Genomic DNA, 13,011 nt, shown 5'->3' with positions numbered 1-13,011 from the left:
CCACAGGGCAGTATGCGGGAACTAGGTGGTGAAGAGGCCCATTTTGGCCGGAATTTAGGGGTACCTAGGTGCTGAATTGAGGGTATCTAGGTGGTGCTGGGTGGAGTGGTTCGGGCGGGGTGGTGTCGCTGGGCGGCGTCGGCGGTCCACGTGGCCTGGGACCTCACGCTGGCGAACCCGGCACCCCATTTCGATGGATCGCTGCGCATTAGACGTTGCCAACCATCTAATGCGCAGCGAGCCATCGAATTGGAGCTCTGTTCCACCAGCGGAGTAGCCTGCCATATGGAGTCATTCACGTGGGCCAAAGGGCCTGCAGAAAGCCCGGATAAAACCAAGGTCGCTGTGCTGCTGCCGGGGTCGGGGTATCCCGTGGAAGGCCCGGTCCTGTTTTGGGTCGGGGAAATGCTGGGGTCGCTTGGTTGGCACGTTCAGGCCGTGCGTTGGACTCCCGATGATTCGCCTAATGTTGACCCGCACTCATTTATGGCCCGGGCCGTCGAAAGCGCCTTCGCGTCTTCTTTCGATGCTCATCAGAGGTTGATTGTTGCCAAGTCGTTCAGCACGTTGAGCATTCCTTGGGCGGAAGAACACCACGTCCCCGGTATTTGGTTGACGCCGTTGCTTACGGATTCTCTTGTCCGGAGCACGATCGCGGCGACATCCAAAGAGGACCTTTTTGTTGGCGGCTCGTTGGACAAGCTGTGGGACGGCGGACGGAAATCCGAGCGGTGCGGGACGTTCGTGGAGGTTCCGGGAGCCGATCATTCTTTGCAGATCGCGGACGATTGGCGGGCTTCGCAGACGGCTCAGGGCGAGGTGTTCGGGCGAATCGAAAAATTTGTCTCGTCGCTAACCCTGGTATCAGGAACCGCTTGATTGTTCGTAGGGAATGGCAACAACTTGAACGTCGTCTTCATAAACGATCGTGCCGGGATCATCTGAGTAGAACGCATCGCAGGGGACGTCGTGCCGGCGCAGAAGATCGGAATAGAAAGCTATTCGGTCTATCAGGTGTGTGGCTGACAGTTTGAACCAAGCCTGTGCGTGCGAGGATGCATAGATTGATGCGTCAGGCGTGGCGTATGCAGCGTCGTAGAAGTCATTGGCGCTGCGCCAAAGACCCCAGTCTTCGGGGCTGAGACGGCCTTCCTTCGCCAGTCTGTTCGCTAAGGCGAAGATCCCAAGGTATCGGCCCTTGGGATCAGGCCTAGTCGACTGGTAGCGCACAAAGCGTTGTTCCATGCCGCCTAGCCAACCAGCAGCGTGCAGCTGGACGCAACGAAGCCCCAGCGAGCCTGCATATAACTGACTCGTCGGGGCTTCGTTGTGAACGCTTACAGAACCGTCGTTCGCGAAAGTGACAGGTTCTTGGTCTCACGGAAGAAAAGGACCACAACCACCGCTGACACCAAGGCCATGCCCATCAGGTAGAACGCCGGCGCCAGGGGAGTCCCAAAGCCCGCTACCAAGCCGGTTGCCACAAACGGGGCCGTCCCACCGAACAGGACGTGGGCCAGCCTGCTCCTGTTCCCCGTGAGGCCATTCTGAGGTCACGATCAGTTCGATGAGGGCAGCAATGGACTCTGCACTTGGCACAAGACCAGGCAATGGTTTAACCCTCCTCGGAGCGTGCCGCCCTCTTCAACTCAGCGATTCGCAGCCGTAAGAAGATAATGGTCAAGACCAAGGCATACACCGCCAGGACGGCAATCGCGATCACAAAGATAACGTATAGAATCCCGATGATTCCAAAGGCCGGACCTACATTCATTGCTCCCCCAAAGAGTTGTTGGGCCCAATGCTACGCAGACCATCGGCAATTCTCGTGGACGTTGGGAGGTGTGCCAGATTCGCAACCGTGGCCGGGAATGTCCATGACATAGAATCGCGGTGAGGCGAAGCTCAAGGCCGAAATTCCGGCACCGCTATTGGGGGGAGGGGTCAGAATGTTCGGTTCGAAGAAGAAGCTCAACGACCTGATGGAGCAGCTGAGACCGGATTTGAGTCGGGAGTCGCTCGGCGTCGGACCCAGGTTCCCGGGCGTCGCCCCAAATCCGCTCCTCAGCAGTGAAGCGCGGAAGCGCAATGCGGAGCTGCGAAATGGGACGCTTGCGCTCGGTGTTCTCGTCGACTGGCGGGAGGTCAACAGCAACCCGCGCGTTGTCCTGATGCTCGACGTGGAAACCGCCGACGGTATCTCGTTCCGCGGCATCGCAGACGAAAGCCTAACGATCACCGCTCTCACCCGACTCGCCCCAGGACAGACTTTGCCAGTGCGCTACCGGCCAGCCGTCATGGACCACTACGTTGCACTGGCCACGGACGCGAACCCCGCCGATGTGCAGCACCTCTCTGACTTGATCGCGAGCCGCAAGCGAACCTGACTCAGAGCCGCAAACCGCCAAAGGACGCGGAGTCACGTTGGATAGCGAACTTCCCCCGTCTCAAGCCAGCGGCGCCCACACGTTGATGACCGATAGTGTTATCTCAACTGGGGACCACCCGGCCGTAAAAGTAGACCCAATGGGGGAAATAGAGTGAAGAAGTTTGCGCTGCAGAGCGTCGGAATGTCGGCGTTGGTAGTGATGGCACTGACCGGATGTGGTGGGTCGACCGGCTCCACTGGTAGCGCTTCGCAAGAGGCTACGGCGTCACCCACGCCCACCGCTGCCAAGCAGTACACCAACGACGAGCTCGTTGAACTGGTCAAGCAGATCAAGCCGAAGTCTGGCAAGGAGTTGACCATTGCTTCCAGCGAGGAACTCGCCCAAGAGAACCCCATGAAGGCGCTCATGAGCATGTTCACCATCGAACCGGCTGAGTGCAAGGACCTTGCAACGCTGGGTGGCAGTGAGACCCTCGCCGGTTCAACCACCGCTGCCGGCGCAGATCTGGACGCTGCATCCGGGGTCATGACAATGGTGACCCTGACGTCCGGGCTCGATAAGCAGAAGCTACAGGACAGCATCGATAAGAGCGGTGTACAGGCAGAGAAGTGCTCGAAGATGACGCTGTCTATGTCCGGTCAATCGATGAACGTCTCCACTGCAAAGTTCGACGGCATCAACACGGTCCCCGGAACTGTGGCCTACAAGACCGAAATGTCCACAGCCAGCGGCGCGGCACAAACCACCTACATGGCTTACGCCATCAAGGAGGGCGTGCTGATCTCCGCTACGGCGTCCGGCAAGGGCGCTGATGCCAACGGCGTTGCCACGGCCAGCGACCTCATGGAGCAGGCCGCAGCACTGATCAAATAGCAGTCCTGCATGCGCAGGGGCCGTGACCACCGAAGGTCGCGGCCCCTGCGCTCTGGGGATTAACCCACGACGCCGGCACTCGCCTTTCGCGGTGTCCCCGCCAGACGCTTTAGAGCAGTGCCGCGACCTTCGTCGCAGTCGCCTTGGCTGATCCCGGGTTCTGGCCGGTAACCAACTTGCCGTCCGCGATGGCGTAGGAGACGAACGGGAGCAGGGCCTTTTCATAGAGTGCTCCGCGACTCTTCATCTCCTCCTCAGCGTTGTACGGCACCAGCTTGTCGACCCGAGCCAGCACTTCTTCCTGCCACGCGAAGCCAGTCACTTTGCGGCCCTCAACCAGGAGGCTGCCGTCCGAAAGCCTGGTGTTGAGCAGGCCGCAATACCCGTGGCAGACCGAGGATACGATGCCGCCCCGTTCCCAGATCTCGCGGGTGATCCGCTGCAACCCTTCGCTGTCAGGGAAGTCGTACATCACCGCATGGCCGCCGGTGAAGTAGATGGCATCGTAGTCGGCCGCGTTGATGCTCGCCGGACTGGCGGTGTTTTCAAGAAGGGCCATCCGCGCCGGGTCGTTGTGCCACGATTTGGCCGCCTTGTCGTAGCTGGGGAACTTCAGTGAACGTGGTTCCAAAGGTGCAGCTCCGCCTTGCGGGCTGACAATGTCCTGTTCGAAACCGTGCGCCTCGAAGACCTCCCAGGCGTGAACCAGTTCGGACAGCCACAGGCCGGTCTGGTGTGAAGGATCCTCGTAGTGGCTGACATTGGTGACGACGTGAAGGATGCGTTTTGTCATGCTCGTTCTCCTGGAGGTGTGACGGGATCGGGACTAGCTACGGCAGTGTTGGCATTGAGCGCGAAGATCGCCCCAACCGCCGACTTCACGCGAACTGCAACGTCGTCGCTGGTTTGAGGCCGTAACTTGCCGTCGAGATGGAGGAACGCCAGGCCGTGCGCCATGCTCCACAGCGCGATGGACAAGTTGGAGTTGTTGGCACTCGGGAAAAGGCGCTCGATCGCTTGGTTCAACATCCCGTGGAGCTGCTCCGAGGCCAGCACGCGTTCACTGTCCTCCTCATCGCATTCGTTGCCGAACATCAACCGGAACACGGCCGGCCGCCTCAACGCGAAGCCAACATAGGCGACTCCGAGTGCCGTGATCACACCCTCAGGCTCCGCGGGATCCGCCAAGACAGCCAACGCAGCCTCGAGGCCCGCTCGAAGATCCCTGAAACCCTCAACCGCAACCGCACTGTCGAGCGCTTCGCGGTCCGCGAAGTGCCGGTACGGCGCGGTGGGCGACACTCCTGCGCGGCGGGCGACACCCCGCAGGGAGAATGGCTCACCCGCTTCGAGACTCTCGATCGCAGCTGCCAGCAAGGCGGCTCGAAGGTCACCATGATGGTAGTTCTTAGTCGATGTTGACACTGCTAACTTTGCCTCCTACGCTGATGTAAGCAGTGCAAACATACCGCATTGCGATTCCCATGTCATCCCATCAGCGGAGGTTGAAATGCAGACCATTCTGGGCGCGAACGGCCAGATCGCCGTGGAACTCGCCCGCGAGCTACACCGCGCCTACACCGAGGACCTGCGGCTGGTGAGCCGCAACCCACGCAAGGTGAGCGAGTCCGACGTCGTCATGCGTGCCGACCTTCTCGACGCAGGGCAGACCGCCGCGGCCGTGGAGGGCAGCGACGTCGTCTATTTCACAGCGGGGCTGCCGGCGAACACCGAACTATGGGAGGCGCAGTTCCCTACGATGCTCCAGAATGCGCTAGATGCGGCTCGGACAGCCGGCGCCAAGTTCGTCTATTTCGACAACACCTACATGTATCCCCAGGACGACCGCGTCCAGACCGAAGAGACCCCCTTCGCTCCCAACGGACGGAAAGGCAAGGTCCGCGAGGCAATGGCGTCCATGGTGCTTGAGGAGATGGTCCGGGGTGACATTCCCGTCCTCATCGCCCGCGCTCCCGAGTTCTACGGGCCCGGCCGGACGCAGAGCTTCACCAACACCCTGATCATTGACCCTCTCAAGTCGGGCAAGAAGCCCCGCGTCCCGGTGCGGGCCGACCGAGTGCGCACGCTCATCTGGACCCCGGACGCGAGCCGTGCCCTTGCGCTTCTGGGCAATACGCCGGACGCCTATGGGCAGACGTGGCACCTTCCGGTGGCTGAAGAGCGGCCGACCTACCGGGAATTCGCCACCATGGCCGCCAAAGAATTCGGCCAGGGACCCGGCTACACCGTCGTTCCCCGATGGGTCCTCAGCGCAGCCGGGCTGTTCTCGCCGCAGGTACGGGAGCTCAGGGAGCTTCTGCCGCGGTACGATCACGGCAACCGTTTTGACTCGACGAAGTTCACAACGCGCTTCCCGGAGTTCGCAGTCACCTCCTACCGTGATGGACTCGCTCTTATCCACGCGGAAGCCAACGTAATTCCGGCTAACTGACGGCAACCCGCTCCCGAACCTCAGTCACCGTGCTCCTGTTCCGCGCCGATTCCTCGACGGCAGCCAACACCCGCTGGATCTGCAGCCCGTCATCGAACGACGGCGACGGCTCGCTTCCGTCGCGAACGGCAAGGAGGAAGTCGCGGACCTGGTGTGTGAAGGTGTGCTCCCAACCGATGATGTGCCCCTGCGGCCACCACGCCGCAGCGTAAGGGTGCTCGGGCTCGTTGACCAGGATCCGCCGGAAGCCCTGTTCCCGCACGGGAAGCGTGGCGTCCAGGAAGCCGAGTTCGTTCAGGTTCTCCAGATCAAACGTCAAAGACCCCGACGATCCCTTGCGGCAGACGCCCACTCTGGGCCGCCCAAATGGCGCCAGCAAAGCCTAAGCCGCCAGTTATCAATGCTCCTACAACCGTTGCTGTGCCCGTGATCCATGGCGCCCTGCGTTCGCTCATTAATTCCCTTTCACCAGTCGTTGAGCGGATGCTACCTGCTCCTATTTGCCAACCGCTGGTGTTAACTCAAAATAAATGTTGCATGACGTCAAAACACATAACACAGTTTGCTTTATCTTATTGATTTCCGGTGAAACCCGGATTATTCCGAATAGCCTTAGAGGAAGGAATCTGAGATCAGACGGCCAGATTTCAGACATATATTGCAAAGGCAATGGAGAGATGGAAGAAGCCCTTGGCCACCAAGGACGGACGTTCAAACTGTGGCGGCCCGGGGTGCCACTGAAGACTGTTGAAGAATGAACGCAAATTTTCGAAGGATTTCCTCGCCAGCAAGAAGCCCAACTGACGAAGTCACCCTGAGGTTCGGTGTGACGAATTCACTCTCCGCCAGTTCACCGTGGGCTGGTCGAAATGCAACGTCTCCTGCCTCCAACAGGCCAGCATCCAGAAGGGAATCCCCCGCAGTAACAAGTGTTCGGGCGCCTGTACGTCTGCGTATCTCGGCTACAGCGCCTTCCTTACTCACTGAGTCCGGTACACAATACAGTTTCCGGCCTTGTAACGAAGTGTTCCAACCGCGCACCTTGCACCATTGAGTCAGCTCCTGAAGGTCTTCCACGGCGAGGTTTGCCCTGTCCACGATGGCGTACACAAAAACGTCTTCTGCCGAATGGACTCGCAAGACTCCTTGCGCGGCAGTGAGCCTTGTCAAACGCCTCCTGATTTCCTCGAAGGGTGCAGATCCTCCTTGGAGGGATCTCTGAATCTGGCGTCGCCAACTCTGGTCGATTTCTCCATCGTGAAGGAGTACGGCGCCGTTCGTTGTGACGGCGTATCCCTGTCCACGGCCTGGTAATTGGACCCTGCCGAATTGTGCCTGTGTCCGCGTGGTGACGGGAACAAAGACACCGGCCCCGGCGATTTCTGTCAGTAGACTTGCGGCGCGCCGAGTCATGTAAGTGAGCGGGGAGCCGTTGTACACCTCGGCGACGACCATGGGGGGCGCCTCGTGGTCTTCGCCTTGGAGGAGCATAGAATTGGCTGAGTAGATCAGCGTCCGGTCGAGGTCGCTGGCGAACATCACCGGTGGTTCAGGCAGGTGGCCGGTCATAGGTCAATCACCGCTTTGCCATCGGATCCGACAGCGCCGGGCGTGTGGATGGGATGGATCAACCCCACACAGCTATAGGCCAGGTCCGGCACGGGAATGACTTCCACGCCTCGCTGGTCTGCCAGATGCAGGACGTGGGCTAGGTCTTTCAGGGCGTCCGGTCGAATGAGTACTTTCCACGGGACGCGGCGCAAGAGGACCCGGGTGGTCTCCCCCACGCCCGGTTTGATGAGGTTGATGTGGTTGATTCCGAAGTCTCGGCTGATGCGCTGGACCTCGGCCCATCCTGACCAGTCGGCGGTGGGAAGGTCTTTGCTGTGGGAAGGCAGCGATGGGGCTGCCGCGAGGATCTCGTCGCGGACCGAGGGGAAGTGTTTTGTGATGGCGGTGAGGAAGCTGTCGGAAACGTCGCTGCCCGCGAGGTGTTTGTAGAACTTGGCCCCGTGGAAGTCACCGGGGTGAATCAACTGTGTGTTGAAGACTGTACGTGATACGAGGCCGGATATTGTCGAGTTCAGGCATGCGGAAGGGATCAGGAAGTCGTCTCGTGTTCCGAAGATCTGCACGCAGTGTCCTGGGTCAGCTAGTACTGCAAGTTGCGGGCTGAACAGTGTGCCGTTCTCTTTTGCGTAGCGCTCCAGGGCTGCTGCGAGTTCTTTGGTGATGGCGCCTTTACCGGTCCAGCCGTCGATGAACATCACCTTGGACGGGTCGCGGTTCTTGGCAAGGTAGCGGAGGGCTGTCTGGTCGATGCCGAGTCCGCGGACGATGCTGATGGCGTAGTGGTCTAGGTCGATGCCGTGGATGTCTTTGGCCCAGCGGCGCATGAGGATGCCGATTGGGGTGCCGGCACGAGCGAGGCTGACAAGTACGGGCTGCTGGTCGCGGAGTTTGAGGACCTGTTGTGTCACGGTGCCTACGGCGTGAGCCAGGCGTCTCGCTGATCGGTCGAGGGCGTCTTGAAAGAGAGCTTGGTACTCCGGGGATGGTTCGAATTCCTGTGGCAGCGATTCGGCGTAGCTGGCCTTGCCGGATTGGATGGCGGCTTCTCGTTCGCGTGTGGGAGCTTCGAGTACCGCCAAACTGAGGTCCTTCAAGAGCCAGCGCACGTCGTCTGGTGCGTAGGATCCGAAAGCTGGACCGGTGAGGGGTGTCGGGAGGGGTTGTGCCGCCGGCAGGAGAACGACGACGGCGGTTGCTCCTGTGCTGGCCACGGCTTCTGAGATGCTATCCGGCCCGGTCAGTTCGGTGGCGTGGCTCCCGGGCTCTGCAAGGATGATGACGGTGCCGAACCTGTTGGTGTCGTGGGCGAAGTTGTAGGCGAAGCGCTGTTGTTCGCGGGCGTCCTTGTCTTGGCGTACTTGGAACTGCACGGCTGACCTGATGGCATATCCGGGTTCATCCAGAGCGGCTATTGGGGATCGAGTGCTGGTTGAAAACCTGACTTGGACGGCCTCCATCATTTCCTGCAGGGCCACGGCGATAGCAAGTGGGAGGGCCATGAATTCTTCGGTGCCCAGCACAAGAACCCTCCCTCCTGCAGCGTGGGTAGCCCGCAAAGAGCCTGACAGGGCAGTGCAGATCTGATCCCGCTGTCGGACCTGGGCGCGACCCGGGATGCCGAAACGGGCACTAGGGATCGGCGTCACTGCGTCGTTAAGATCAATGATCTGGATGGAGCCTTCTTGATGAGGCGCGGGCTTGCCTGCAAATGTGTGGATCAGGTCGGCTGCGGCTTCCGCGAGGTCCTCGGGCAGGTGAATGGTTCCCGTGGCCAGTGCAACAACATCGATGGTGGCGTTGATCTCGGTGGCGAGTGCGTCGAATTTCTTTCGGTCATGCGGGGACCGGAGGTCGATCAGGGATGCCACTACGTAGTGCCGGTGGACAGCGGTTTGGTGGAGCTCCCGGATGGTGTTGATGATGGTCGCCCCGGTGCTCAGCTCGTCATCCACCAGTACAACGGTTCCAGCAAGGCTGAGGACGTCGTGGTCGGAGGGCAGCAGCCTGTGTGAGGTTGCGTGTGAGTGCGCTTCTTCGAAGCTTCCGTACTGTCTCGCACCGTAGGTCGCGTCGGTCTCGCGTGTTGAGTGGATGTAGTAGCTACCGAGCTGTTCGGCAACGAGTTGTCCGAGTCCTGTAGCGGTCTCGGCGTAACCGATCGTGGCTATATCGGTCAGATCTGTTGCGTGGTTTTCCAAGAGGGCGCACAGTGCCTGTGCTTCTTGGATCCGTGGGTTGCGGTCATCGCCGAGGGGGCTGCTGCCGGTCCCGGAAGAGGCCTGGCGCAGGAGGCGGTCGAGCTGTTGAGCGGCAGCGTTGACGACGGGGCGAATACCAGACACCGTATTGAACTGATCGACATCAACAGCTGTTTTGTTCGTCTTGTGCGTGCCCCTGTTCATGTGGCTGAGGACGTCCCGGATCAGGAGTCCCAGGAGACGTCCTGCCGCGGTGGCGATGGTGGGCTCTGTGGGCAGGTGTTTGGCGAGGACGGTGGATACGAGTAGGTGGGCCCGTTTGGGATTGCGGCGGAGGGCGAGTCCGACGAGGGCTTCGACAGGAATCAGGCTGTTCGGTGTATCGGTGGTGATCCGGACATTGAGTTGTTCGCTGATGTAAGTGCCGCTCCAGTGCGCGGTGGTGGCAGTTGCGCTCACGGCGTGCTCGCTTCCAGGACGTCCACGTACGTCACTCCTTCGTTTGCCACGCCAAACGCTTTGGCACGCAATAATGTCCGTTCGGCCCAGGCTCGATGGGGTTTGGACTCGTTCATTTTGTTTCCGTATGCGGAGGCGGTCGCGCCGCCTTGGGAACCGTGCACGATGTCAGTCGCGTCGAGGTACTCTTCGTGGGAGACGACTGACATGGCATGGACGACGGCTACGTGCGTGGGGTGGATGACGGTTTTACCGAAGAGGCCGTTTGCATGATCTAGTTCGATCTCCCGAATGAGTCCGTCGAGATTGTCCGTTATGAGCCGTTGCCGGAGTTCAATCTCATCGATGGCTTCGAACGGACTTGAGCGCAGTTGTGGCCGGAGGATCCGATCTTTGTGTGGGAAGTGTTCCCAGACGGGTCCGGTGATAATCCATCCCTCCTCGGGTCGACCGAAGATGTTGACGATGTCGCCGATGACGTTGGCAACGACTTTGACGTTGTAGATGGTCAGGTCGCGGGATCGCCGGAGGCCGAACGCACTGGACATGTCGGTCGCCCCAATGCGGAGGCAGAGGACTAGATCCCGGAATTCGTTGATGAGGGCCAGGTTGTCGGTAAGCACCCTTGCCCGTGTTTCGAGGTGGGTGGTGGTCGTGTGTTCAAAGATGGGCATCACCCGCAGCGGCGCAGTCCTATCGGATGTGTTGTTGAGCTGTTGGACTGCCTCCAGGAAACCCCGGGCTGTTCCGGTCTCATTCTCAAACTTTGGGAGGACGAAGCCATAGATGACACCGAGAGTTGTCCCGGCGCGGCGGCCGATGGACAGGAGTTGTTGTGGTGTTCGGCATCGGATAAACAGCATGGGGAGGCCAGCCGGGTGCTCTGCCAGGCTGTCCAAGGCGCTGAGCAGATTCTGCTCGGCCGCCATGAGGCTTTCGTCCGGCACTGCGTCCTCAAGACAAATGACCATGCTGACACATCCGGCGTCAGCTTGCCTTCTGACGTCCTCCGCGAGGTTGGCGCGAGTGGCGGGGCAGTACAGGGTGGCGCCCAGCGCCACTGCCAGAAGAGAAGGATCCGTGTCGTGGTGAAGCGTCTCGGGCAGCGTATGAAAGAGCCGCGCTTTGACGGTGTCGCTTAGAGTGGCGAAGTGTTGCATGATCCCCCGGTCCTTTTGTCTGCTGTCATGTCCGCCGTGGCGCTAGTAGACGGGGGCGGCGAGTGGAATGGTCATGCTGAGGCCGAATTTCTCCCAGATGGCTGGATCTGAATCGTTGTCTGGGACGAATTCTGCCCTCAGTTCAAGCAGGCTTCCGATCCGTGCAAGGAAAAGAACGACGCGCACATCGTCACCTGCTAAAGCCGCGGCGGTGATGCCCTGTCCGTCAAAGAGTCTGAGGCTGAGTGGGCCGCCGGCTCCGATGAACAGCGTGCGGCGCAGGAGCCGGACATGCCTTAAGGAAACTACCGCTGCCGTTTCGTGGAATCCTGCCAGCGGACGGTTTCCTGGCGTCTTCACTGAGGTGCCGGCGGAATGTCCATCGTAGGTGGCCGCCCCGGTGGTGAGATCCGAACCTTCCCAAGTGACGGACCTCGCGCCTGAGACTGTTAGCGTGCCGATGGCCGACTGTCTGGCGTTCAGGCGGACCAGGGGATTGTTCGGACTCAGTTGGTTCAATTCCTCAATGCCCGGTGCGGGAAAGAGCCGGTTTCGGGGGGTGGCTCGCCGTGCCGGGACTGGCCTGGATGTGGTTCTTGGACGTGATTGGAAGATCGCTTCCGGTGAAGACTGGGCGGCGCTTGTGCTCTCCGTACGACGGAGGTCCAGCGGCGGGCGGGTCTGCACGGCGGCGGGTGTTGAACGGCGGTTGAGGTCCAAAGGTATCCCGGCGGGTCGCGGGGTGACGGCGTCCGGTGCAGGCGCAGAGGGCGGCACGGGTTTGATACGGCGGGTGATGTACGTGATGTCCGCACGGGTGGGGCGGTTTGGCATGTTCAGAGGCTCAGCTTGAAGTCTGCAGCCACAGCACGCAGCCCCGTTTCGTACCCTTGCCCAAGGGCGCGGAACTTCCATCCGCCTCCGTGGCGATAGAGCTCCCCCAGCATGGTGACGTTGATTTTGTCCATGTTGCGTCGTGGCACGTCGAACCGGACCAGTTCCCGGTCGTGTGGATCGGCGACACGGATGTACATGTTCCGGACGGCTCCGAAGGTGCCTGGTCCCCTCACTTCGGGGTCGACATAGAGCAGCACGACGATCTTGGAGACAGTGTCGGGTACATGGGTCAGTTGCACGTCGATTTGCTCCTGATCGTCCTCGCCGGAATAGGCGATGCTTCCATCAGGGCTGGCCAGTTGGTTGAAAAACACTAAGTGCTCGTTGGATAGTGCTCGTCCGTCCGGCCCGCACATGATCACCATGGGGACCAATTCGGCTTGCGGTCCGTGACTTGGGACCACTTCCCAGCCGATGCCCAGCAACACAGCGTCGAGCCCGGGGTTTTCTGCAGTCAGCGCAGCGTTGCTGCCAGCGACCATCGATGCCACCACTAGTGTCCTTCCAGGTGGAGACCATCAATATCAAATTTGTCCCGAAGGAACTGTCCGTGGACAGCAAGTTCCGTGACGGCTCCGGTGCGTACCTGATTGTCCAGGTTTTCGACCGTGGATCGGAGAGTTTCAAGCTGTTCCAGAAGAACAGCTGTTTCCGATGAGTCTTCCGACCGGGACACGGGTCCCAACAGGGTGTAGGACCTCAAAGGCACCGGTAGATAATCGCCGGCAATGGCAGCCAACAGCACCACCTGCTCTGTGGATGCCCCCGTTTGGTTGATGTAACTGTGGAGGGCTTGAAGGGTGTCAACGAGGTAGAGCACTTGTGACACGACGATAGTCGGCAACCTCGCCCCGTTCCGGAGCGTGTCTGCGCGAAGACCCGACAGGAGCCGACCGATGCCGGCCAACTCCTCGATTACCGGGTCGACCGGGACATGCCCATCGGCAACGGGCCCGGTGCTGGCGCCGTTGCCGAAGAGCGATCCCAAAAACTTAGCGACCATCGACCTA

General features: G+C 60.4%; 14 protein-coding genes and 1 pseudogene. 4 read left to right on the top strand and 11 right to left on the bottom strand.

What is annotated here, in order from left to right:
• Positions 1–150: 150 nt before the first annotated feature.
• On the top strand, positions 151–879 hold the full coding sequence (locus NEK97_RS09430; protein WP_257369585.1) for a hypothetical protein: 729 nt from the start codon (positions 151–153) through the stop codon (positions 877–879).
• Here the strand turns inward: NEK97_RS09430 and NEK97_RS09425 are convergent.
• On the bottom strand, positions 865–1,245 hold the full coding sequence (locus tag NEK97_RS09425; RefSeq protein ID WP_257369584.1) for a hypothetical protein: 381 nt from the start codon (positions 1,243–1,245) through the stop codon (positions 865–867). The genes NEK97_RS09430 and NEK97_RS09425 overlap by 15 nt on opposite strands.
• A gap of 92 nt (positions 1,246–1,337) precedes the next feature.
• A complete protein-coding gene (locus NEK97_RS09420) occupies positions 1,338–1,484 on the bottom strand; it encodes a hypothetical protein (RefSeq protein WP_257369583.1) in 147 nt (48 codons plus the stop codon).
• 465 nt (positions 1,485–1,949) lie between these two features.
• On the opposite strand from NEK97_RS09420, the gene NEK97_RS09415 reads away from it, so the two are divergent.
• Entirely contained in the window at positions 1,950–2,387 is a 438-nt protein-coding gene (locus NEK97_RS09415; protein WP_257369582.1) for a hypothetical protein, read from the top strand.
• A 153-nt stretch (positions 2,388–2,540) separates the two neighbouring features.
• Positions 2,541–3,263 carry a hypothetical protein gene (locus tag NEK97_RS09410; RefSeq protein WP_257369580.1) on the top strand — a complete coding sequence of 241 codons (723 nt, stop codon included), beginning with the start codon at positions 2,541–2,543 and terminating at the stop codon, positions 3,261–3,263.
• A 109-nt stretch (positions 3,264–3,372) separates the two neighbouring features.
• On the opposite strand, the gene NEK97_RS09405 is transcribed toward NEK97_RS09410, so the two are convergent.
• Together NEK97_RS09405 and NEK97_RS09400 are read right to left on the bottom strand one after the other, a co-directional pair.
• Positions 3,373–4,056, bottom strand: coding sequence for a type 1 glutamine amidotransferase domain-containing protein (locus tag NEK97_RS09405; RefSeq protein WP_257369579.1), 684 nt, complete (start codon positions 4,054–4,056; stop codon positions 3,373–3,375).
• Positions 4,053–4,688 carry a TetR/AcrR family transcriptional regulator gene (locus NEK97_RS09400; protein WP_257369577.1) on the bottom strand — a complete coding sequence of 212 codons (636 nt, stop codon included), beginning with the start codon at positions 4,686–4,688 and terminating at the stop codon, positions 4,053–4,055. The genes NEK97_RS09405 and NEK97_RS09400 overlap by 4 nt, the downstream gene beginning before the upstream one ends.
• Positions 4,689–4,773: 85 nt before the next feature.
• Here NEK97_RS09400 and NEK97_RS09395 point away from each other — a divergent pair, with 85 nt between their 5' ends.
• Positions 4,774–5,715, top strand: coding sequence for an NAD-dependent epimerase/dehydratase family protein (locus NEK97_RS09395; protein ID WP_257369576.1), 942 nt, complete (start codon positions 4,774–4,776; stop codon positions 5,713–5,715).
• Here NEK97_RS09395 and NEK97_RS09390 read toward each other — a convergent pair.
• The 7 genes and pseudogenes from NEK97_RS09390 to NEK97_RS09360 all read right to left on the bottom strand — a co-directional run.
• Positions 5,708–6,049 (bottom strand): annotated as a pseudogene (locus NEK97_RS09390) (Gfo/Idh/MocA family oxidoreductase); the annotation flags it as partial. The gene NEK97_RS09395 and the pseudogene NEK97_RS09390 sit on opposite strands and share 8 nt — an antisense overlap.
• Positions 6,050–6,426: 377 nt before the next feature.
• The gene (locus NEK97_RS09385; protein WP_257369575.1) at positions 6,427–7,284 is read right to left on the bottom strand and encodes an HAD family hydrolase; all 858 of its coding nucleotides are present in this window, start codon (positions 7,282–7,284) and stop codon (positions 6,427–6,429) included.
• The gene (locus NEK97_RS09380) at positions 7,281–9,944 is read right to left on the bottom strand and encodes a phosphoribosyltransferase (RefSeq protein ID WP_257369573.1); all 2,664 of its coding nucleotides are present in this window, start codon (positions 9,942–9,944) and stop codon (positions 7,281–7,283) included. The genes NEK97_RS09385 and NEK97_RS09380 overlap by 4 nt, the downstream gene beginning before the upstream one ends.
• On the bottom strand, positions 9,941–11,104 hold the full coding sequence (locus NEK97_RS09375) for an HpcH/HpaI aldolase/citrate lyase family protein (RefSeq protein ID WP_257369572.1): 1,164 nt from the start codon (positions 11,102–11,104) through the stop codon (positions 9,941–9,943). Before NEK97_RS09375 ends, NEK97_RS09380 begins: the two co-directional genes overlap by 4 nt.
• A 42-nt stretch (positions 11,105–11,146) precedes the next feature.
• A complete protein-coding gene (locus tag NEK97_RS09370; protein WP_257369570.1) occupies positions 11,147–11,938 on the bottom strand; it encodes a hypothetical protein in 792 nt (263 codons plus the stop codon).
• A gap of 2 nt (positions 11,939–11,940) precedes the next feature.
• A complete protein-coding gene (locus tag NEK97_RS09365) occupies positions 11,941–12,483 on the bottom strand; it encodes a TerD family protein (protein ID WP_257369727.1) in 543 nt (180 codons plus the stop codon).
• Between the two features lie 11 nt (positions 12,484–12,494).
• Complete coding sequence (locus NEK97_RS09360) at positions 12,495–13,004, bottom strand: hypothetical protein (protein ID WP_257369568.1); 510 nt, start codon at positions 13,002–13,004, stop codon at positions 12,495–12,497.
• Positions 13,005–13,011: the final 7 nt, after the last annotated feature.

Origin of the sequence: Paenarthrobacter sp. UW852, assembly GCF_024608385.1 — a bacterium.
Classification (GTDB): domain Bacteria; phylum Actinomycetota; class Actinomycetes; order Actinomycetales; family Micrococcaceae; genus Arthrobacter.
The sequence above is the reverse complement of the archived record's forward strand: the minus strand, read 5'-3'. Positions and strand labels throughout refer to the sequence as shown.